The sequence below is a fragment of the Butyrivibrio sp. WCE2006 genome, assembly GCF_000701985.1.
In the GTDB taxonomy this organism is placed as follows: domain Bacteria; phylum Bacillota; class Clostridia; order Lachnospirales; family Lachnospiraceae; genus Butyrivibrio.
Genome location: NZ_JNKH01000051.1, coordinates 1 through 22,563, shown reverse-complemented (window position 1 = coordinate 22,563; position 22,563 = coordinate 1). Strand labels below are relative to the sequence as shown.

Sequence of the window (22,563 nt, the reverse complement as noted above, 5' to 3'; positions counted from 1 at the left end):
AAAGTTGACGGTCGAATCGAAGCACATCTTGTCCAAATAGCGTGTAGTCCTGCTCCAGAGGGCCACAGCAGGTGGACAATCCGTTTATTGGAAGACGAACTTAAGGTTGTCCTGGATACTGATGAGACTATAAGTCGAGAAGCAATCCGTAAGGCTTTAAAAAAAACAAACTTAGACCTCACAAAAACTCCTACTACTGCATCCCGAAGAAAAACGACCCGGAATTCGTAGCCGCAATGGAGGATGTACTTGATGTCTATGAACGGGCTTATAATCCCAATATTCCAGTAGTATGCATGGATGAAAAGCCATATCAACTGCTCGGAGAAGTACGAAAAACTCTTCCGATGAGACCAGGAAATGATGCTATCATAGATTCCGAGTATAAACATAACGGAACATGCAGCATATTCGCATTTATAGAGCCATTAGGTGGTAACCATCATGTCAGCGTACGAGAGCATCGTACAGCTACAGACTGGGCTGAGGAAATCAAGTACCTTGTTGACGTTATGTATCCTGATGTAGAAAAGATTGTCCTTGTTATGGATAACCTGAACACACATAGACCTGCATCACTATACAAACTCCTTCCTCCTGCAGAAGCTCGCAGGATATTAAAAAAGTTAGAGATACACTATACTCCCAAGCATGGAAGTTGGCTTGATATTGCCGAAATAGAACTCAATGTTATGACAAGGCAGTGCCTATCACGACGGATATCAAATATTGATTTGCTTATAAAAGAACTCAGCACTTGGGAAGATGAGCGTAATTCAAATAAAGCAACTGTAGATTGGCAATTCAAAACATCTGATGCAAGAATCAAACTCAAATCGCTGTACCCTGTCCTTTAAGGCAGGGAGCGACTTTGATTAATTGTCAACGTGTCAGTACACTAGTTTAAATACAAACATATTTATAAAGATAATCATGCAACATACTGCTGACATCAGAACCGATATAATCAGAACCCACTTCTCCTGTTCTATTGCCTGAAGCGCATATTTATAGACCTGACAAGGTATGTTCAGTATCTGCACTGAAAGTGCGAACACAACTACCGGTATGGCTTTTTCCAAAATTTCGAACTGGTCAGTAATAATGCCGCAGACCTGGCTTGGGAAAATGACTGTAATTACTAAGATTACCGCATAAATTAAAACAGCTATCATTGCGGAATACTTAGGGTAACGGCTACAGGCTTTTCTATCTGTATTAGAACTATATGCCTGCCCTACTAAAGTCATGGTTGCTCCGGCATAAGCATACATGATGGTCGTCAGGGCAATAATGATCGCATTAATCACTGAATAGGTGGCATATAGTACGGTGTTGTATCTTGATATTATGGCACCTATTACAATTACGAAAATTGTATTTTCAACAAAATCCTGCCCTAACAGAGGAATAAATAATCCCATAGTTTTCTTAAGGATATCCCCATTGATTTTAAAGCTGTAATGGAAGTCACTCTTCTTAATGAAGTAGTTAGCGTATATTATAAGTTCTACCAATAATCCGCAGATGGTTCCGATAGCAGCTCCGGATCCTCTAAGCTTAGGCAATCCAAATTTTCCAAATACCAAAACATAATCCAGGACAAAGTTTACAGGTAATGATGCACTGGTTGCTATTAAAGCAATCTTAGGTTCCATAATGTTCTTAAAGAAGCCTGACATAACAAAGCATATCAGGTTGATGCCGATGCTTAATCCTGCAATCACCAGGTAACTGTATGCCTCATTAAGGATCCCATCAGATACTCCATAGATTGCATGTATGAGGCCTTTTCCAAAGAAAATAGCCAGTACCTCTGACACTATTCCTATTAGAATTGATATGGAAATTATTGTATTAAAGATCTGCTCTGATGCTTTTTTATCCTTTTGACCTATGCTTTTGGCGAAAAGAATGGTAAAAGCAACTGAAATCGCGCCAAGATTCCCTATCACCTGATATATGATATTGGCAGATATGGAAACTGCGGTATATCCGTCTACATCAATACGCCCCACGATTGCTTCGTCAGCAATGGTAAAGATAGTTGACAGGATCATGGAAAGAATTCCGGGAATAGCCAGTTTATTTATCTTTTTTAGTATGGCAAGTTTTGGTTCGTTCATTTATAGCTCATTTCTTTGTGTATCATTTTTCAATCATGCAAAAGCACGATTTGAATTCTATCATGAAATTGTTAAAATACAAGATTTTTCATTTGATCTGTACACAAGCTGCAGGATTATTTCTGAGGGCTTTTTCTGATATATTAGATGTATGTCTTTACCATTTCGGTAAAAGGCATAGAAAGATTGTAGTGAGGGGTTGGAACCTGATATATGGAAAATATTACACGCATAGAACCTAAGGATTATGACTATGTTCTTAAACTAAATGAAGAAAATGTCAATGTCCTAATACCTACGGACAGAGAAGAACTGGAATACCTTGCAGAAAAAGCAGTGCTCTTTCATGTTATCTATGTAGATGAGAATCCTGCCGGCTTTGTCATTGCTTTACGAGAAGGACTTAAGGACTATGATTTCAGGAGCTATAGATGGTTTGAAGAGCGGTATCCAAGATTTCTTTATATAGACCGAGTTGTTGTTGATAAAAAATACTGGAAAAGAGGTTTAGGGCGAAAGCTCTATCAATGTGCATTTGATTATGCAAGAGAAAAAGACATAGAGATAGTGGCTGCTGCGATTACAACTGTTCCATATAATGAAGAAAGTATGGCTTTTCACGCAAAAATGGAATTCCATGAAATAGGCGAACAACTTATTCGTGGAGGCACTGTCAGAATATCACAACAAGTTAAGGAATTAAGAATTGTGAAAGGGTGATTATGGCATGGGAATCATAATAAAAGCGATGGAAACAGACAGTGAGAAAAAGGGTAAAGCATATGTGCATTGGAAATCCTGGCACGAGTCCTATGAAAATATTGTAAGCAAAGACTATTTGAACAAGCTCACGCTGGAGAAGTGTGAGGAATGGGCTTTTCAGTGGCCTGAGAATACATATGTTGCTTTGGATGGGGATAAGGTTGTTGGATTTGTCTGCTACTTTGGAAAAGGCAAAGATGCTCCGGGAGTTGGAGAAATTAACGCTATCTATGTTTTATCAGATTATTATGGCACCGGAGTTTCTAAGAAACTCATGGATGTAGGTCTTGAACACCTGAAAGACTATCATACAAAAGAGCTGTGGGTACTTAAGGACAATTCTCGAGCTATCAGCTTTTATAAGAAATATGGTTTTAAAGAGGATGGGACACAAAAAGAGATTAAGAGTCTTGGTGCTACAGAAATAAGAATGGTTAAATAGTTATATGATGATGGGTACCGGTGTTTTAGCGGTACCTTATTTTTCTTTCACATGCGAAATCTTATTTCATAGTGCAGATGTAAATTATTACAATCTGGGCGTTAATTATTACAATTACCATTTTCAAGCGTATATGGATGCTATAATTTCTTTGTGCATATGAGATTACATAATGCCTAAGGGAGAGGTAATGAATACTTACAGGATAGCAATATGTGATGACGAATCACTTACATGCCAGGAAATAAAAGACATTCTGGTAAACAATTCGCATCAGATTGGTGTGAACTTCGACACAGAGATTTTTTATACAGGCGAATCACTTATAGAAAACATCAGATGCGGAGCGGCATGGGGGATTTTCTCCTGTTTGATTCAGATAACAGAGTGAAAAGAGAAGTATTTTCTTTGAGCTGGTTCGTGGGTACTATTGCTGTTAATGAACTTTTACATATGCCGGCCATAAATCTCATTGTAAACATTCTGCTGATGATACTAATAGCAAGTGTATATAAGGGCAGTCTGCTAAAGAAAATACTGGTAAGCATGATAATTGCTGTATTAGGAGCTGCCTGCGATATGCTGGCCTATGCAATAACTACACCTTTTTTGAGTAGCTCTGATTATTTCTACAGTCAGCCATTTACGGTAATCTTCCTGCTTATATTGGAAAGAATCCTGGGGGTTACAATCCGCAAGGAAAAGACCTGGGATGTAGTCGGAAAAGAGATGATTGTCCTATCAGGATTCCCGGTTATGGCGGCAGTGATCTTATACTGTGAAACTGCTATGGAATCCGGAATTTACAGATTGATTGCCTGTATATGTGTTGTTGGAATATCAGCGCTGTCCATCGTATTGTACAACAGACTGGCTATTGATCTCGGAGACAAGATGAGGAAAATATACCTTGAACGAGAGGTTGAAGCTTATAGGCATGAGATGGAGCTGATGCGCATTTCAAACAGAAAAGAAGAGAATTTCAGGCATGATCTCCGCCATCATCTGTTTGAAATAGAAGGCTTGGCAAAGCAGGGTGAAGATGAAAAGATCTGTTCCTATATAGAGGAATTAAGAGGGACATTTGCTGATTCAAAACAACTGGTACATACCGGTGAGTATGAAACCGACAGTCTTATCAACTATCTACTTGATAATGCCAGGAACCATCAAATAGAAGTTACCTGCGATATAAAGATTCCGGAGGATATGGATGTATCCAGATGCAAGCTTAATGTAGTTGTTGGAAATCTTCTGGAAAATGCGATAGATGCTGCGTCAAAAGCAGAAGATAAAAAGCTCTTCCTGACTATGAAATATTCAGGGGGAATGCTGTTTTTGCAGATCAAGAATACATTTAGCGGAATAGTAAATATAGATAATGGGCGTATTCATGGCAGAAAGAGCAAAGACAGTCATGGGATTGGACTAAGAAGCGTTCAGGATCTGGTGAATGAGCAAAATGGAACACTTGAGATATCAGTAGAAGAGAACATGTTTGTTGCTGAGGGAATGATTCCGATGGAGTGAGAGGAATCATTATGAAGAGATAGATATTAAAAAGCTATGGAGGGGATATATGAAAAATTTGATTTTTTGTATTGTTGGAATATGGATTATTATATTTGTTCTTTTATGTCCATTCCCACCACTATTGGGGATACCCGGATTGGTATGGAGGGCTATTATAGGAATACTGGGGTGTGTTATTTGGGGTTCCGGCTTATATGGCAGAAGAAAGTCAGAAAAGTAGAAAGTGTAGAAACGGGAGGAAGTAGCCATGTGGCTTGAGGATGAATACAAAGAAAGTAAAGATAATCCATTACACAAGGAGTTTGGGATATGGAGTAACACCAGATATATCATAGGTAAGATGATTAAGTACAAGCCGGATGTAGTAGCTCTTGTACTGCTTGGGATGGTTTGCTCATCTGTTCTTTCTTATTTTTGGGGGATTTTTAGTAAATATGTAATTGATATTATTCAGATGGGACTTCCGGAAAAAGAGGCTATGGAAAGACTTGTTAAGCTGATCTTTGCCGCAGGATTTATCGCATGCCTTCTCAATATAGGAAGCGTTTTATCGGATTGTCTTGTCTGGTACAGATTTATATATGTACGCATGCATATGATCACCGAGAGAATAGCAAGAGTTCTTTCACTTAAATATGAACTTATTGAAAGACCGGATGTCCTTGATGTTGCAGAGCGTGCAGCCCAGGCGACAGGTGGCAACATGAACGGCGTTGAGGGTATGATGCGTTATATGCAGCAGCTTCTTACCAGTCTTTTTACCGTAGTGGTCACATTTGTGGCAGTTATGGTTTTGGACTTCAGACTAATTCTGGCGCTGATAGTGCTATGCGTTATCCAGTTTTTGTATTATAGGAAAATAGTTGAGAAGGACAAACAGAAGGTTTGGGATAAGCTCTCAGGTTCATGGAGAAAAACTGATTATATGGAGAGAGTAACCCAGTACTGTGACCATGCCAAGGAGATCAGGCTCTTTAATCTCTCTGAGTTCCTTTCAAAAAAGCAGGAGGAAACATACCTTGATAAAGAGGGAAAAATGGACCTTCATCATGAGCTTTGGTTCAAAAACTCTTTTGTTACACAGATAGCGAATGTTGTGATCAAGGCGCTGATATATGCGGTACTGTTTTTTTGCAGTATTTACAAAAGACTTGTCTGTAGGAAATTTCACATTGTTTTTGTCTCTATCAATGGCTTTTTCTCAGGCACTTTTAAATCTCCTGCAGCGCTTTGGAGATTATAAGAAGGCATCACTGGAAACTGATGATTTCAGATCCTTTATTGAGCTTGATATAGATGACGATGAAAAAGACTGCATAGAGATTCCGAAGGCAGACACCTACGAAATTGAATTTAAGAACGTATCCTACAAGTATGCCAAGGCAGAAACCTATGCTCTTAAGGATCTTAATCTGAAGATTCATCCGGGAGAAAAACTTGCTGTGTTAGGACTAAATGGCGCAGGGAAGACTACAATGATAAAGCTCCTCTTAAGACTCTATGATCCCACAGAAGGTGTTATTACCATCAATGGTACAGATATCAGAAAATACAGGAGAGAAGATTATTACAGACTATTTGCTCCGGTATTTCAGAATGTTGAGATATTCGCATTCCTTATGTCTGAGAATATCGCCATGTATAGCAGGGAGGAGCTTAATAGAGCCAGGGCAAAAGAGTGTGCTATTTCCGCTGGCCTTGAAGAAAAGTTAAATTCACTCATAAAAGGAATTGATACACCGCTTACAAATGTTGTAGAAGAAGATGGTATCGATTTATCCGGTGGCGAAAAACAAAAGCTGGCTCTGGCAAGAGCTCTGTATAAAGGCTCTAAGATAGTTGTCCTGGATGAGCCTACATCTGCCCTTGATGCCATTGCTGAGCAAAGGCTCTATGAGCAGTTTGATGAAATGATCGGAGAAAAGAGTGCAGTTTATATCTCACACAGACTTGCTTCTACCAGATTTTGTGACAAAGTAGTTATGTTTGAGAATGGAAGCATGGTGGAACTTGGAAGTCACGATGAGCTTATGGAGAAGAACGGAAAATACGCAGATATGTTTAATGTACAGGCGCAGTATTACCGTGATAATGAGGAAGGTGAGGAAATGCAACAGGAGGTAGAGAAGGTTGGCTAACTTAAACAAAGACAGTAAAGAAAATGTTTCTGCTCTCCATAAGATACGAAAAGTTGTAGCTCTTTTATTTTCGACAACATATAAAAAATACCCGGGATTCTTCGTGTGGGAGAGCATAAAGGCAGTTTCACAGATTCTCCAACCCTTTGTGGCAATTATAATTTCGCCTCTAATAGTTGATGAGATAGTAGGTGATAGAAATTTAAGCAAACTGGTTATTCTGGCAGCAAGTCTTATTATAGGTGAATTCGTTATTTCAATGGTTACCAGCCGCAGTAATACTTTACTGAGTAAATACCAGCAAAGACTTGATGACTATTTTTCAATACTCATGGGGAAACATTCCATGGAACTGGATTATCAGCTCACAGAGGATAAAGAGGCTCTGGATCAGATTGAAAAAGCAAGAACAGGAATGAGCTGGTACTCAGGGGGAGTTTATGGCATTTCTGAAATCCTTTTTATGTTCATTACAAACATAGTCAGAGCCATTGGATTTGTGGTTGTTATAGCTCTTCATGCACCGCTCCTGCTTCTTCTTTTGGCTATATACTCGCTGGTAAATCTATATGTGGTTTCCAAGCAGAATAAGATAGAAATTGAAGCCTTTGGAAAACTATCCAAGGTAAACAGACTGTTTGGCTATTTTGGCTGGGAAATAGTAGATCCAAGATTTGGTAAGGATATCCGTCTTTATGACGCTCAGAACCTTATGTTGGACTGCTGGAAAAATAATACAGATAAGAGCAATAAGCACTGGAGATGGCAGGCAGTAACCCAGCTTCCATATAGTATAGGTGTTAATGTAATATCTGCTATAAAAGGTGCTGCAGCATACTTTTATGTAGCTCTTTTGGCTATAAAGGGAGTCTATGGTATTGGAACCTTAGTGCAGCTAATCAGCACAGAAGCAGCTCTCAACGGAACTTTGAGCGGACTTGTTTACAATGTGACGGAGCTTATCAAGGATTGCAACTATGCCTATGAGTATGTTTTATTTATGGAATATCCTGAGGCTCTTCCCAAGGGAGAAAAAGAGATTTCTAAAAAGCCCCATGAAATCGAATTCAGGCATGTTTCTTTTTCCTATCCGGGAACTGATAAAAAGATCCTTGATGATATCAGTATTAAGATTAGACCCGGTGAGCATTTGTCTATTGTGGGTCTAAATGGCGCTGGCAAAACCACATTTATTAAGCTGCTTTGCAGGCTTTATGATCCCACGGAAGGTCAGATTCTGGTTGATGGAATAGATATAAGGGACTACGATTACAGGCAGTATATGAAGCAGTTTGCGCCGGTATTTCAGGATTTTAAGCTTTTTTCTTTTCCTATAGACGAGAATATAGCGTTTGATAGCCTTGATGAGGGCAAAGTTGATGAGTACATTGACCTTGTAGGACTAAGGGATAGAATTGATGAGCTTGAAAAAGGCGCAAAGACTAATTTATTCAAGTATTTTGATGAAAAGGGAATAGAACCTTCCGGAGGAGAACAGCAAAAGATTGCAATTGCAAGGGCTTTATATAAGAATAGCCCTGTAGTTATCCTGGATGAGCCTACCTCTGCCCTTGATCCATTGGCTGAATACGAGGTTTACAAACAGTTCCACACCCTTGTGGGTGGTAAAACCGCTTTTTATATTTCGCACAGATTATCAAGCTGCAAGTTCTGTGACAGAATAGCAGTTTTCTCTGATGGACATATTGCAGAGTACGGCACACATGATGAGCTCGTAAAAATGCGAGATGGCATATACGCCACCATGTTTGAGGCGCAAGCGAAATACTATAGGGATGTGAGTGCATAAGAGAACTGTCTACAGGGCCTTTTGGAGATGAAGTTCATAGCATATTTATAATCAACTCAATTATGAAAATGGATTTGGTTGTATGTATAACGCAATCTCCGTTCATTTTTTTCATCATTGAATTGATATTTTTTAGTCCAATTCCGTTACTTGAGTTGTTGTTAGCATTGGCAGAAACTGTATTTTCAACAGAGATACAGAAAGTTTTCCCATCACATTTGGTATCAAGATATACAGGCTTTGTTTTATTCGCATACTTAACTATGTTTGACTGGATGTTATTCATAATTCTGCCAATGTAATCAAAAGATACGGATACGTTCTGATTTGGCCATGATAGTTCCTGCACTTCTACAGAAAATCCTTGCGTACCCAGATAATTACATAGTTCTGAAAGATAATCGCTAAATGCATATTCTACCGTAACTACTTCAAATTTGTCTTTCTCTCCGGAATTAATCAGGAAAAAGTCAAACAACTGATCTGACAGATTCTTTATCTCAAATGCTTTTTGTAATGCTTTATCGGAATAACCAGATACATTTTCCAGGTTATCCTGTCGTTTGACTATTTCTATGTAAGCCATAAGGCTTGTTAGAGGAGTCCTGAGATCGTGAGCCATGCCAAGAACAAGATTATCCTGTGCCTTTTTCATCTTAAGTTCACTTTCTTGTTTTTCTATTAGATCAGTACGCATGTGCTCTATAGCACCGGCGAGACTTGAAATCTCATCATCACCCATGACACGGAATGAGGCATTTTCGAGTCCGGAATTCATTTTGTTTACTTCATTTCCAAGTTCTACGATATAAAGTACTTCCTTTTGTATTCCAAACAGAACTATTACAAAACCAGCACATCCGCTTAGTAGGGCTGATATTGCATATGCTGTGAAATAGTATTTCCGTTCAACATTCTTGTAGATGAAAACATCCGCATCACCATCGGCAAATCTAACATTGCTCATATATAGCCTGGTGTAATTTAGTTGTTCGGATTCTGTATCACCAAGAGGAATCTTGCCCATGTACGCATTGTCATAAAGAAGAAGGTTTTCTCTGGATATAGTAAAATAGTCGACCTTGTTTTCTTCGGCCCAGTCACGGATTGCAAAAGTTTCTGTCGCCTTTAAATTTTTTTCTGTTACGTAGTATTGAAACCGGCTTACCAGAGGGTCAGATATGTCTTTTCGAAAATTGGAGTTTTGAAATATGTCATCCAGAATATAATTTGCTGTGGAGAAGAGTATAAAAAATAATGTAAGCGAAGCTGCCATGCTTAGAGCAAACAATATCATTATTTTCTTTGTAATGCTTCGTGTCTTAGTTTTAGCCAATTTTGTAACCCTTTCCCCAAATAGTTAAGACTCTGCGCGGTTCCTGTGGATTTTTTTCTATTTTTGTTCGTAGTTTCCTTATATGAACCATTACAGTATTTGATGAATCCTGGAGATATGTTTCATTCCATACTGCTTCGTATAATTCCTGTGCTGAAAAGATTTTGTCTGAAGTGCTGATCAGAAGTAGTAAAATCTGGTATTCAGTTTCTGTGAGCGATACTTCATTTCCATCAATGAACACCTCGTTTTTGCATGTGTTTATTTTTATGCCATTGTGCTCAAGCCATTTTTCACTGCAGGTACTAATGCGAGATGCTGATGAGTCGTATTCCTTATGTCTTCTTAGCATAGCGTGTATTCTTGAAGATAATTCAACATATGAAAATGGTTTTACAAGATAGTCATCTCCACCGAGAGAGAACCCAAGAACCTTATCTTCTTCAGCAGATCTGGCAGTTAGAAATAGGATAGGGACAACAGAAATTTTACGGATTTCTTCGCAAACCTGATAACCGGACATTCCGGGGAGCATTATGTCAAGAATTACAAGATCTGTATTACCAGTTAGCATGGAAAGACCTTGTTCGCCGGAAGCAGCTTTTAATACTAAAAATCCTTCGCTTTCAAGAAGAATTTCTACACTATCTCTTATACTTTCATCGTCTTCAATTATCAGTATGGTCTGTGAGCTCATAATGTGTCCTTATTATGGTTTTTCTTTACTATAACATAGATTTTATACGACTTTGGAAAACTTAAGAATTATTAAGATTTATCTGAAAAAATAGATGATAATATGAATTTAGCAAGGATCTCCATTCCCACCATTATTTGGAATCCCCGGTTTGATATGGAGAGCTATAGTGGGAACGATGGGGTGTTCTACTCTTATTTTGGGATTATATGGCAGAAGAAAATCTTAAAATAAGCAGATTTTTGTGTCCCGAAATTGGATGCTCACGCGTTATATAAATAAGGGGTTAAAAGATGCTTGAGACGGGAAAACTTTGTTGGGAGCGGAGGGAATAATATGCATACAAAAAAGCTGGTAGTAATCTGCTTGGGGGTAGTTGTGGCAATTACTATAACAGTAGTGTCATTTGGGGAGATGTCTTCCAAACCAGAGCCGTTAACTAATGGTTCTGGTTTAAATAAAGAAGTTACATTTGATGACATTAAAAGCTGTGGATGGGTTGACTGTTTTTAAAAGTCGATACTTATGGCATTACATAACGAGATTGAGATAAGGCTTTCAAAATGGGAGAAAAGGGGACTATGAAAAAGAGTTTTGGGACAAGTGTATTAGCTATGGGCATGATATGTACCATGACTATCCTTGGTGCATGTGGAAATAAGGAAAATGCAGCTCTGCAGGAAAACGCTGATGTTGAACCTGCGATTGACAAGGATCATGTATATCGGTGGGAGGACATCGACTTACCTGTAAAGGATAGTAGTTACTGCATTAGCAGTTGCAGCACAGAGGACAGTTTTTTCACACTGATAGGCTACTACGAAGGGAGCGAAGCTGCTCCGGAGATAATGAAGGTTGATTATGCTTCCGGAACTGTGACTGAGATTCCGCTTCAATCTGACTATAACATCGCATACTGTGAGATGACAGCTGACGAAGATGAAAATCTGTATCTGGTAAAGACAGTTTACACCGATGATTGGCTGGAAGCTTATGAAAATGATGAAGAGATTAGCTACTCAGAAAAATTCAGGGCGGATAATTCGACTTCTACTATTGTAAAGCTTTCAGCAGAAGGGGATATTATTTGGGAAAAACCGCTTACAGAGACAGACTCTAAGAAGACAGTAGGGAGCATGGCCTATGTTAGGGGGAGGGGAATCCTGACCTATAGTAGAGGCGCAGCTTCATTTTATGATGAAAACACCGATGAAGGAGAAGAAATCATAGGGGGAAATGATGATTCTTCTGATGATTACTACTTCGGAAATCTATATACGCTGCGAGATGGCAACGTATATCTATATGACAATTCCTACAATGAAAACGGTCTTATCATTAAAAAATTCAACCCGGATACGATGGATTTTGATGAAGAGGTTTCTATTCCAAACGATGCTCAGAATGGGAATAGAATCTATCCAGGAAAAGCCTTCGATTTTTATGTTGAAGAGCGCTCCGGAATAAAGGCCTTTAATCTTGGGGACGAGCAGATGACGCTTGTCTGTGACTTTGAGTCATCGGATATAGTAATAAATTACCTGACATATATCGGGGATGATGAAAACGGAAAAATCTTTGTAATAAATGAAATGCCCGATGAAGGATCTGAGCTTGCAAGTTTGACAAAAATCAATCCATCAGAAATTACGGAAAAAGAGATTATCACAGTTGGAACCATTTTCATATCTGATGAGGTCAGAAAGCAGGTCTCCAAATTCAATAAAAAGAGTGATAAATACAGGCTTAAGCTGATTGATTATGCTACTGACAGCGCAGGAGCGGATTTGTCAGGATATTTTGACTGTGTAGATAAGCTGGGGCTGGAATTTGTTCAGGGACAGGGGCCGGATATTATGGTGATTTACCATTCTGCAGCTCTTCAGAATTATGCGAAGAAAGGTGTGTTTGAGCCCCTTGATTCATATTTTGAAAATGATCCTGATATTAGCATCTCTGATCTTTTACCCAATGTGGTCGATGCCACAAGAGTAAATGGAGAACTGTATACCGTTGTTCCGTCTTTTTATGTGAATACCTGTGTTGCGGCTAAAGACAAGCTTGGAAATCAGAAGGTTACACTAGAGAATTATAAAGATATATGTGAAGCAAATGGCATTGATCCTGTTGTCGGAATGGGCTATATGACAAGAGATGCAGCCACGGACTTCTACGAAACCACAGGAAGCACTTTTATTAATTATGAAAATGGAACCTGCAGTTTTGATTCAGAGGGCTTTGTTAATCTTCTGAAATTCATTAATCAGTTTCCGGAAGAAACAGAAGATGATGAAGATAACGATGAGTGGGAAGAATACGAAACATACTTCAGGCAAAATAAAGCTCTTCTTTTGGATTATACCCTGGCATCTTTTCAGGACTATAAGCTGCTGCTTGATGGATACTTTGGCACGGATGTAGAGTTTAATGGTTATCCAACAAATGATGGAGGAAAATCCTTCCTCTCCATGAGAATGCAGATAGCAATGAACCACAACTGTAAATATAAAGACGCTGCCTGGGAATTCATGAAGTCTTTTTATGACTATGATTATCGAAATAAATTACAAAGGGATTTTCCAATAAAGAAAAGTGCTCTTGAAGCGATGGCAGCAAAAGCGCAGGAAAGACCTTACTATACTAATTCAAAGGGCGAAGAAGTATATACGGGTGATATCCTTGGGATAGGAAATGAGGAATACCAGCTCGATGAACTCTCTAAGGAAGAAACAGAAACCGTGATAGATTTCATTTCATCGGTGACGGATGTATCAACTAATGAAATCCAGATTGAAAAGATAATAACCGAAGAAGCTGGGGCTTACTATGAGAATCAGAAATCGGCGGAAGAAGTAGCCGATATCATCCAGAGCAGGGTTAGCATTTACCTTAGTGAGAATAGATGATGGTCGTAAAGTAGGGGAAAAGGTATGGTAAAGAGCTTTTGGTCTAGGAGAATCACCATTGGGGCAGTATTCATCATGCTTTTACTGAATGGATGCGGAAATAATCCAGCAGGACAAAATGTAACTGAAGATCCTGAGGATATAGAATCATTAACAGATGCTACACCGGTTACAGCAGATGAATATGGGAAATATATAGAAAAACAGTTATCAGATGTAATAGCGGAACAGCTAAACATAGATGATGCAGAGGTTGAAACTGTTGTATCTGATGATTTAGTGGTGCAAGAAGTTACTATTGATACCGGGGCATACGGGGTATCTGAAGATGATAAAGACAATTTAATAAAGCAGATTAAGGTGCTATGCGGTAACGATGTTAGCATTACCTTTGGCCAGGACAAAGGTGAAGCTCCATATATGAGCGATTATGAGGTACTGTGGGATGAGCTTCGAAACAGTTATCCTTACCTGCCATGTCTTGAAGATAAAGGCATAGATGTTGATGAAATATACGACAGATATGCTGAGAAAACCAAGGATATTACAAAAGAAGATGACTTCTACGGCATGTTACAAAACATGTTAGCTGAACTACAAAACTTTGCACATCTGAATATCGCTTCACCCGAGGATTATGCATCTTTATATAACATATTTGTAAATGATGATTATTACAGAGAAACTGAGAGGACATATTACGAGATAGTCACAGATCCAAAACTTTCAAAACGTTATAAAATACCGGAGTCATCAGAACAATTTGTGCAGGATACTCAGGAGCAGTTTCCGGATGTCTTTATGCAATATATCGCTGATTGTAAGGCATTGTATATTAAAATTCCATCTTTTCACTACGAATTGGTGGACAGGGATAGCAACATAGTTTATGAAGGGTTGGAAAAATATCCTGATGCAGAGAATATAATTTTCGATATTACATTAAATGGTGGCGGAAGTGATGGATACTGGATGGAAAATCTGGTTGCACCTTTTGGTGGTACATATGAGTTTGGATATCGGTCATTTTTTAAGTCTACGCCATTAATCAATAAGTATTATGCGGATTCTGAATCAAAACCTGTTTCTGAACTTTCAGACGCACCGGAATGGGCTTCAGAGTTGGGGCTTGACCGATATTATACGAATACATGGACTCTTTCAGAGGAAGACTTTGATGGAGAGATAATTGATAGGGACATAAAGAAATGGGTTCTGATAAGCAACAGAGTGTATTCAGCTTCGGAGAAATTTGTTTGCTTTTGTAAAGCTACCGGATGGGCGACATTAGTAGGAACAAAAACCTCAGGTGATGGCTTGGGACCGACACCGGTGATGCTCCTACTTCCTGATTCAGGATTACTAATACGATTTTCAGGAAATGTTGGAGAAAATCCTGATGGCAGCATAAATGCAGTAGCCGGGACAAATCCGGATATCATGTGTATCAAGGATGAGACACCGCTTGACCGGTGTCTCGAGGAGATACGAAATAAATGATTATATGAGATATACGAGAAATATATTGGAGAGGATTGGGTATGAGAAAACACAAAATTAAGGCAATAATAAATTCACTTGAGGGAATCATTTTGGATGATAAGAAGATTTTGCTGGGGATGAGTAAAAGCGAAGTCGTCAGCCTTCTTGGAAATGCAGATATATGGGAGAACCGCTATTATTATTTTGATAGTGATCTTGCTATCGATTTTGATGAAAGTGACAAAGTTCAGTTCATAGAATTTCTGGGTGGAAAAAATGGATGCATAAAACCATATATTTATGGTATGGCTGCTTTTGATAGCGACGCTGATGACTTGGTTGAGGTTTTGAAATCCCATAACAATGACAGAATTGATTATGATGAAAATGGATATGCATATAACTTTAATGAAATAAGCATTGGTATTTCCAGAGAGTCAACTCCAGAGGGGGTTCAGAGAGATATTGAAGAAATGAAGGCAGACGGAGAATATGATCAGGACTATGTTGATTCAGAGCTCGAACTTGCCAGACATTGGGCTACAATAGGTATGGGAAGACTCCATTACTATGAATAAAGAATCAGCATAGCCATTCAATTAAAGAATGTAGAACGAGAGAGTTGGGTATGAGGCAAATAACGCAGAGAATGATCCAGAGGAGATAATGGTTTTATGGGAATAGAATCTGATGTAATAATTGGTGATGCTGACGGACCGACTACCATATTTTTATTAGATAAGTCGAAGGAACCGACATTTAGGCAAAGGTTACAACGCCGTATAACAAGAATAAGGAGATTTTTCATTGCTAAAAGAATACATCTTGGGACGCATACCTGAATACTGAAGGAATGAAGAAAGAAGTCATTACAATAAATGGTCAGCAGGCATTTTTATATCATGACGGAGTACATGGAAGCCTTGCCACCAGCATAGATGGTTATGCACTTTATGTGACCGGAAAAGCTAGCAGGGAGGATTTTATAAAAATTGCTGAGAATGTTGTAAAAAAATAGAAAAATATGTCACGAAAAGGGCGGGGTCAGCGTTATTAATATGTAACATGTATTAAGCCTTAACTTATGGAGGTCATTTGAAGGTGAAAAGAGTATTTGGAACAGTAAATATTTCATTATTTTTGCTGGGGCTGGTGCTTTTATGTGGTGCATGTGCAAGGAAGGATGATGTTATTCTAAAACAGAATACAGTAGAGCTTTCACAGGAGGCAGAACCTGTTAATGATAATGAAACTCCAAGTTCTGATAATTCATATGTTATAGGATCAATCTATTTAGAATCTGGCTGCTACATATGTTGTGGAGAACCTTATGCACAATCCATAGTAATTTATAACGTGGACACTCATCATCAGGAGTATGTCTCTTTGCCAGAAGATTCAGATGGATATGAGATTCCTGAAGCTGGTTTTTATCTTGTTTATAAGTTTGCTGATGGAAAAATGATAGATATTACAGATAAACTCAGCATAGATAATCCGGCATCTTTTGTCATCGAAAGGGCGAGATGAAATGAGGAAGAGTAATTACGTTTTGACTGTGATATTGGTATTTGGGGTGGGGATGCTTGTTTAGAATTATATACATGAACATCCTTATGTATAATAGGCATCCTGAGTATTATGAAGTCTTATCTGCCCCGTGGTATACATACGGGATACTATCATCGGTAGTAGAATACATATTGCTTATTATTGTTTGCCTGGCTGTAAGGCTGATTCTTAAATGGGTTTCTCAAAACATCAAAACGGTGTAAGTACTGATTACAATTTTAATACGGGAGGGAACACATGAAAAAATCAAATGTAGTAGCTTTTGTAGTAGGGTTATGTATGTTCGCAATTTTTGTAATTTTTGTGAATGGTTACTGGGATGAAATGTTGTTAATAGCACTTGTTCACAGCTTGGATTTGCCATCTCTTTTATGTGTGTTGGGGATACCGCTTATGATTCTTGCAGCAAGCGGAAAAGTCAGTCCATTTTTTAAGGCTTTTAAAAAGGATGGAAGTGATTCATCTAAGCAGGAGTGCCTGTCTGCTGTTAATTGTGCAATCACCGGAGTGATCATTTCTGGTTTAATAGGAGGAATAGTTTATGCACTATGTTTCTTGGTGTATGGGATTGGCTCAGACTTACTTGATGATGGAAGAATAATTTGTATTTTATTGCCACCGTTTTATGGATTTATTATTACTGCGATTTTGCTTCCTATTAAATTTCGTTTGGCTTAATTTGAAAAGAATAAAGAGACAGAAATATGATTATAGATTTCAATGGGACGGTTGTAGATATTGATGTAAAAAGAACCAGGAAATTTTACTATTCAGACAATTCCGTGGAGATAGACTGTATGTGTGATGGATGCAGAAACTTTATAAAATTTTGTGATGAAATGCCACAAGAAGTCGTTGCATTTTTCGAGAAGATAGGGGTAGTTCCTAAGAAAGTATGCGAAACATATTGGTTTTGCCAAAAGAATGGAGGAAAAAGTATTTTTGGTGGAGGCTTTTTCCATGTATGTGGGGGAATAATTGAGAGGGATAAGGAGCAGAAAGGAATAGAACTGGCTCCGGACTTTAATGTATATGTGGAAGGGGAAGTTGATCTTGTTGAAGATGGGTTCCCTGATCCTATAGTACAGGTAGGAATGGTTTTTATACTTCCGTGGCTGCTTGATACCGAGAATACATATCAGGCTGAATAAAGTACTTGCGAAATTCGAATGGAGAAAATCACAGTATTTAAGCCTGTTCTCGCTACAGTAGATTGAAATTTTTGCTTGCTCGTATGAGAATGAAAACTGGAGGGACAACCATGAACAAGCAAAAAACAGGTCAGGTAATCAAAGAGGCAAGGACAAAGAAGGGATACACCCAGGCTGAACTGGGGGATATCCTTGGAGTAACTAACAAGGCTGTTTCGAGGTGGGAAAAAGGAGCCAGTTTTCCTGATGTTGGTGTAATTGAAAATCTTGCAAATGCTCTTGATATCAGTATAGAAGAAATAATCGTAGGCAGCAAAAATCAAATGACCACGGAAGCTGCTCTTAATGAACTGCTTAAAACATTAAAAATGCAGCGCAGGCAGAAAGTAAGAATACTTCTTAGGGCACTTGTTTGTACCATTTATGGAGTTATTATCATCGTGGCAGGATATGGCATATTCCATGGACCGTCGATTTTCCCACTTTATGCAGATTTTTATCCATTAATCCTTGCTATCATGGCTGCTATGGTCATATTTATGATGATTTCTTCGAGAGGGAAACCCTCAATGAGGATTCTATCCAGGCCAGATCTTGCAAGATTTGCAGCTTCCCTAATAAGCGGAGTATATAGTTCTCTTATGTTTGGCTGGTGCATCTTAAAGATCATGCATGGTGTGATGCCTTTTGGTATGGAGCCTGTGCAGGTTGGGCCATTTATTGAAAAACAGTTTCTTGTAGTTTTTCTATTGAATCTTCTGATCATTTCAATTGAGATTTTCAGGAGCATAAAGGATGACGTGAGCTTTCCGGTTACTGCATATGCCTCACTCGTAGTACTTAACCTGGAGCTGGTGTATGAGGCGCTGCTTAGTGAGCTGACTACTGGAGACGTATTTATACATGTTTTTTTCAAGTACACAGCGATATTATATTGTGCGCTCATATCAATAGGGGTAATTCTAATGGTTTTGGATAAAAGAAATGCTGATAAAAACTGATTTTGAACCGGTACAATGATTGGGCATGGAATAATAAATATAATTATCCTAAAAATAATATTTTATACATAACAGGACAAATAAAAGGCTTAAAAAGCCTTTTATTTGTCCTATAAGGTAATATAAATTGACTTATAGGACAAATAAGATATAATTAAAGTATGATAGGAAGAATAAAAGAACAGGATGAATTGAATAGACTATACGAAAGAAACCAGTCAGACTTTGTGGTTATTTATGGCAGAAGGCGAGTAGGAAAGACGTATCTTGTAAACAATACGTTCAGGGGACGGTATGCTTTTCATCACACGGGGTTGTCACCTGTCAATGAAAAAGGTGAAAAAGTTACATTAAACGACCAGCTTGAAAGCTTTTATTTGTCTCTGCAAATGTATGGAATGAAAAAAAGTGCAAAACCATCCAGTTGGCTTGAAGCCTTCTTTATGCTTAAGAAACTGCTGACTGAAAAAGACGATGGCTCAAAGCAGGTAGTTTTTATCGATGAACTCCCCTGGATGGATACAAAAAGATCCAGATTTATTACTGCTTTCGAAGAATTCTATAATGGCTGGTGCAATGAACGCGGAAATATCATGCTGATAGTATGTGGAAGCGCTAACTCATGGATTCAGAATAAGCTGATAAGTAATAAAGGTGGTCTATATAATAGAATTACCCACAAGATTAAGTTGTTACCGTTTACACTAAGAGAGTGTGAAGAATACTTCCTAAGCCAAAATATCCAGTTTTCAAGATATGATATTACGCAAAGTTACATGGTGTTTGGTGGAGTTCCTTACTATCTTGGATATATGGATGGAAGGTTGAGCCTTGCTCAGAATATTGACCGGATATTGTTCGATGAAAACCCTTTGCTAAAAGGAGAATATGATAATCTCTTTACATCAGCATTTGATAAGCCTACAAAAACCAGGGAAATCGTTGAGTTCTTATTTGAAAAGGGTATTGGATATACAAGAAATGAAATAGCCGGAAAGTTTAAAGATGTCTCGGGCAGCGAGCTTAACAAGATATTGGCATCACTTGTAGAAAGTGACTTTTTGATAAAGTACATCCCATTTGCAGACGGCAAAAGAGAAGAAAAATATAGATTGTCGGATCCGTATTGCCTGACATATTTAAATTTTATCAAAGGGAAGAGAAATAGAGAAAATTTCTGGCAACACAATGTTAATTCAAGCGTTTTAAATATCTGGAGAGGTTTGGCTTTTGAGAATGTATGTTATCTTCATTATCCTCAGATAAAGAAAGCCCTTGAGATTAATGGCGTCGAAGCAAGTATGTCTATGTGGATAAAAGAAAAAAGTGATGATTCCGAAGGAACCCAAATAGACTTGCTGATAGATCGTGCAGATAATGTGGTGAACCTCTGTGAACTGAAATTTTATAGTGGTGAGTTTTCAGTTGACTACAATTATGAAGAAAAGATGCGAACAAGGGACAGGCTTGTTATGGAAAAGATTTCCCGAAAAAAAGTAGTCAGGAATACACTTGTAACGACTTATGGTTTAAAGAAAAATTCATATAGTGGGATATTTGTTAATGTAATAACTTTGGATGATTTGTTTGCATAAAAAGGGTAACTGGTATCATTATTTTAAATGAAAACGGACTCATTTCCACATAGGAAGTGAGTCCGAAATTTTTTGTAATGATGTAATGACTAATTTGCGTTCCTTACAAAACAGGTTTAATAGTTGCAGTTACTTTAATTACTTCTTGTTTACAAGGTCCTTAAGAGCCTTACCAGCCTTAAACTTAGGAGCGATGGAAGCAGGAATCTTGATCTCGGCACCAGTCTGAGGGTTCTTACCCTTTCTTGCTGCTCTCTTAGCTGTCTCAAAAGTACCAAAGCCAACGAGCTGAACTTTGTCCTTCTTCTTGAGCTGCTTTGAAACAACATCGATGAAAGCCTTTAAAGACTTCTCTGTGTCCTTCTTGCTAAGGCCAGTCTCTTTAGCCATAGCTTCAACGAGTTCAGTCTTATTCATACTTTTTCACGTATAATCCAATCATGTTAGAAAAGTGATTGGATTCTTCCTTTCTCCCAGGTTCTCTGGGCTACTTCTAATCCTTTTCTGATATATTTATCTAGGCACTGTGGATCTGTTTCTATATTATTACAGCTTTGACTGGTACGAGGTGACTCAGACCACAGCTTTTCGTCTAATACTGGTAATTAGTTTGTTAACGCTTGACGTTTAGATTTACGTGATTACACAGTCGATCTCTCTGTGGTAGACAACAGTGCCAACTATAATAATCAGGAGGTTTTATTTAATGTCTATGTACTTTGCTGGAATTGATATTTCCAAGTACAAACATGATTGCTGCATTATAGCTGCAGCTGATCAATCTGTAGTTGCCAAATTCACTTTTAAAAACAATAAAGAAGGATTTGATCAACTACTCACAACTATTAACTCTTTATCCTCACCTGAGGACATAAGAATAGGGTTTGAATCAACATCTCATTATGCCCTGAATCTTGAGCTTTTCCTTGAAAACGCCTCGCTAACGTTCATGGAAGTAAATCCAGTCTTGATATCGGAATATAAAAAATCGACCACTCTAAGGCGTACAAAAACCGATTCTGTTGACTGTGAATCCATTGCTCGATGGTTAATGACTGTTGAGTACAAACCCCATTCAAAAGGATTTTATCACGCTTATTCCTTAAAGTCATTAACTCGTCTCCGTGACAGGCTTGTTCGTCAAAGATCCTTATATCTTGTTAAACTCACAAATGTTCTTGATCATACATTTCCGGAGTTCAAGCCATTCTTTAATGAACGTTTTTCTAAAACAGCTCTATATCTGTTAGAAAACTACGGCTCTGCTGAGAACATGTCTGCCATGAACGAAACTGACTATAATGAAATACGTCGCATATCTCATGGTAAGTTTTCTCCTCAACAGTTCCTTGAATTGAAACGTTTAGCTACTGATACTGTTGGCATCAATAATTCTATATTTGATGTCGAACTTGAAAGTTTACTGTCCCTTTACAAATCCTTGGCCAAAGAAATCAATACACTTGAGAGTGAGATTATTAGGCTCATAAACGAAGTCCATCCTCACTTCATGACCATTCCAGGAATTGGTCCTATTTCTGCTGCAGTAATCTACGCAGAATACGGAGATATTTCCAACTTTTCATCTCCAGCACAGATGCTTGCTTTTGCTGGAATTGAACCAAGTGTAAATGATTCAGGTACTGAATCTCATGGTGGAAAGATGGTAAGGCACGGATCATCTCCATTGCGATATGTCTTGCTAAACTGCTGTCTTCCTTTAATTCGCTTCGATATGACTTTTGCAACTTACTATGCCAAGAAGCGTCATGAAGGAAAACCTCATCGGGTAGCTATAACCCACGTTGCAAAGAAGCTTTTACGAGTTATCTTTGCGTTAGAAAAGCAAAACATAGACTTCAATTCTCAGAAACTTCGCTAACATCAAAAGGCAGGAAATCCGGTCACCATCTGAAATACGGTGTATTCAGATGGTTTATTAAAGTTACCCTCAAACCAATAATTATAAAATATTCTCTAAAACCTATTGACTACTAATAGTTTGTCACCTC

23 protein-coding genes and 1 pseudogene are annotated in these 22,563 nt (G+C 38.2%); 20 read left to right on the top strand and 4 right to left on the bottom strand.

Translation table 11 applies throughout. The features are described from left to right. The first annotated feature begins 200 nt into the window (after positions 1 to 200). Positions 201 to 857 (top strand): IS630 family transposase, encoded by a 657-nt coding sequence (locus tag T501_RS17865; RefSeq protein WP_242845568.1) that lies wholly within the window; start codon positions 201 to 203, stop codon positions 855 to 857. A gap of 33 nt (positions 858 to 890) precedes the next feature. On the opposite strand, the gene T501_RS17860 is transcribed toward T501_RS17865, so the two are convergent. After that, a complete protein-coding gene (locus T501_RS17860; RefSeq protein WP_044916691.1) occupies positions 891 to 2,126 on the bottom strand; it encodes an MATE family efflux transporter in 1,236 nt (411 codons plus the stop codon). Positions 2,127 to 2,339: 213 nt separating this feature from the next. Here T501_RS17860 and T501_RS17855 point away from each other — a divergent pair, with 213 nt between their 5' ends. The 8 genes from T501_RS17855 (at position 2,340) to T501_RS17825 (ending at position 8,811) form a co-directional block, all read left to right on the top strand. Further along, positions 2,340 to 2,846: a GNAT family N-acetyltransferase gene (locus tag T501_RS17855; protein ID WP_044916689.1), complete on the top strand. Its 507-nt coding sequence runs from the start codon at positions 2,340 to 2,342 to the stop codon at positions 2,844 to 2,846. Between the two features lie 7 nt (positions 2,847 to 2,853). After that, on the top strand, positions 2,854 to 3,330 hold the full coding sequence (locus T501_RS17850; RefSeq protein WP_044916686.1) for a GNAT family N-acetyltransferase: 477 nt from the start codon (positions 2,854 to 2,856) through the stop codon (positions 3,328 to 3,330). A gap of 172 nt (positions 3,331 to 3,502) precedes the next feature. Next, positions 3,503 to 3,721 (top strand): hypothetical protein, encoded by a 219-nt coding sequence (locus T501_RS21865; RefSeq protein ID WP_044916683.1) that lies wholly within the window; start codon positions 3,503 to 3,505, stop codon positions 3,719 to 3,721. Then, positions 3,718 to 4,860 carry a sensor histidine kinase gene (locus tag T501_RS17840; protein ID WP_044916680.1) on the top strand — a complete coding sequence of 381 codons (1,143 nt, stop codon included), beginning with the start codon at positions 3,718 to 3,720 and terminating at the stop codon, positions 4,858 to 4,860. Before T501_RS21865 ends, T501_RS17840 begins: the two co-directional genes overlap by 4 nt. A 49-nt stretch (positions 4,861 to 4,909) precedes the next feature. Continuing rightward, complete coding sequence (locus T501_RS17835) at positions 4,910 to 5,083, top strand: hypothetical protein (protein WP_155831501.1); 174 nt, start codon at positions 4,910 to 4,912, stop codon at positions 5,081 to 5,083. 27 nt (positions 5,084 to 5,110) lie between these two features. Then, the gene (locus T501_RS21860) at positions 5,111 to 6,106 is read left to right on the top strand and encodes an ABC transporter ATP-binding protein (RefSeq protein ID WP_050008394.1); all 996 of its coding nucleotides are present in this window, start codon (positions 5,111 to 5,113) and stop codon (positions 6,104 to 6,106) included. Further along, positions 6,054 to 7,001 (top strand): ABC transporter ATP-binding protein, encoded by a 948-nt coding sequence (locus tag T501_RS20490; RefSeq protein ID WP_050008393.1) that lies wholly within the window; start codon positions 6,054 to 6,056, stop codon positions 6,999 to 7,001. The genes T501_RS21860 and T501_RS20490 overlap by 53 nt, the downstream gene beginning before the upstream one ends. Next, positions 6,994 to 8,811 carry an ABC transporter ATP-binding protein gene (locus T501_RS17825; protein WP_050008392.1) on the top strand — a complete coding sequence of 606 codons (1,818 nt, stop codon included), beginning with the start codon at positions 6,994 to 6,996 and terminating at the stop codon, positions 8,809 to 8,811. Before T501_RS20490 ends, T501_RS17825 begins: the two co-directional genes overlap by 8 nt. Before the next feature lie 34 nt (positions 8,812 to 8,845). Here T501_RS17825 and T501_RS17820 read toward each other — a convergent pair whose 3' ends face one another. After that, positions 8,846 to 10,147, bottom strand: coding sequence for a sensor histidine kinase (locus T501_RS17820; protein ID WP_044916674.1), 1,302 nt, complete (start codon positions 10,145 to 10,147; stop codon positions 8,846 to 8,848). Next, entirely contained in the window at positions 10,140 to 10,844 is a 705-nt protein-coding gene (locus T501_RS17815; RefSeq protein ID WP_044916672.1) for a response regulator transcription factor, read from the bottom strand. Before T501_RS17815 ends, T501_RS17820 begins: the two co-directional genes overlap by 8 nt. 336 nt (positions 10,845 to 11,180) lie before the next feature. Here T501_RS17815 and T501_RS21620 point away from each other — a divergent pair, with 336 nt between their 5' ends. The 10 genes and pseudogenes from T501_RS21620 (at position 11,181) to T501_RS17775 (ending at position 20,551) form a co-directional block, all read left to right on the top strand. Then, entirely contained in the window at positions 11,181 to 11,357 is a 177-nt protein-coding gene (locus T501_RS21620) for a hypothetical protein (protein ID WP_155994919.1), read from the top strand. 68 nt (positions 11,358 to 11,425) lie between these two features. After that, positions 11,426 to 13,750, top strand: coding sequence for an ABC transporter substrate-binding protein (locus T501_RS17810; protein WP_044916670.1), 2,325 nt, complete (start codon positions 11,426 to 11,428; stop codon positions 13,748 to 13,750). A gap of 24 nt (positions 13,751 to 13,774) precedes the next feature. After that, positions 13,775 to 15,250, top strand: coding sequence for a S41 family peptidase (locus T501_RS17805; RefSeq protein ID WP_044916668.1), 1,476 nt, complete (start codon positions 13,775 to 13,777; stop codon positions 15,248 to 15,250). 41 nt (positions 15,251 to 15,291) lie between these two features. Then, positions 15,292 to 15,810 (top strand): hypothetical protein, encoded by a 519-nt coding sequence (locus T501_RS17800; RefSeq protein ID WP_049945882.1) that lies wholly within the window; start codon positions 15,292 to 15,294, stop codon positions 15,808 to 15,810. Between the two features lie 251 nt (positions 15,811 to 16,061). Continuing rightward, positions 16,062 to 16,250: pseudogene (locus T501_RS21060) on the top strand (DUF4367 domain-containing protein); the annotation flags it as partial. Positions 16,251 to 16,333: 83 nt separating this feature from the next. After that, positions 16,334 to 16,762 carry a hypothetical protein gene (locus T501_RS17795; protein WP_044916666.1) on the top strand — a complete coding sequence of 143 codons (429 nt, stop codon included), beginning with the start codon at positions 16,334 to 16,336 and terminating at the stop codon, positions 16,760 to 16,762. A 279-nt stretch (positions 16,763 to 17,041) separates the two neighbouring features. Further along, complete coding sequence (locus T501_RS17790; protein WP_044916662.1) at positions 17,042 to 17,482, top strand: hypothetical protein; 441 nt, start codon at positions 17,042 to 17,044, stop codon at positions 17,480 to 17,482. A 26-nt stretch (positions 17,483 to 17,508) separates the two neighbouring features. Continuing rightward, entirely contained in the window at positions 17,509 to 17,955 is a 447-nt protein-coding gene (locus T501_RS17785; protein ID WP_044916660.1) for a hypothetical protein, read from the top strand. Positions 17,956 to 18,065: 110 nt separating this feature from the next. Continuing rightward, positions 18,066 to 18,956 carry a helix-turn-helix domain-containing protein gene (locus T501_RS20485; RefSeq protein ID WP_050008391.1) on the top strand — a complete coding sequence of 297 codons (891 nt, stop codon included), beginning with the start codon at positions 18,066 to 18,068 and terminating at the stop codon, positions 18,954 to 18,956. Positions 18,957 to 19,117: 161 nt separating this feature from the next. Next, on the top strand, positions 19,118 to 20,551 hold the full coding sequence (locus tag T501_RS17775) for an AAA family ATPase (protein ID WP_044916657.1): 1,434 nt from the start codon (positions 19,118 to 19,120) through the stop codon (positions 20,549 to 20,551). Positions 20,552 to 20,689: 138 nt separating this feature from the next. Here the strand turns inward: T501_RS17775 and T501_RS17770 are convergent, their stop codons facing one another. Next, positions 20,690 to 20,968 (bottom strand): HU family DNA-binding protein, encoded by a 279-nt coding sequence (locus tag T501_RS17770; protein WP_044916654.1) that lies wholly within the window; start codon positions 20,966 to 20,968, stop codon positions 20,690 to 20,692. A 289-nt stretch (positions 20,969 to 21,257) separates the two neighbouring features. Here T501_RS17770 and T501_RS17765 point away from each other — a divergent pair, with 289 nt between their 5' ends. Beyond that, entirely contained in the window at positions 21,258 to 22,433 is a 1,176-nt protein-coding gene (locus T501_RS17765) for an IS110 family RNA-guided transposase (RefSeq protein WP_044916653.1), read from the top strand. The last annotated feature ends 130 nt before the right edge of the window (positions 22,434 to 22,563 follow it).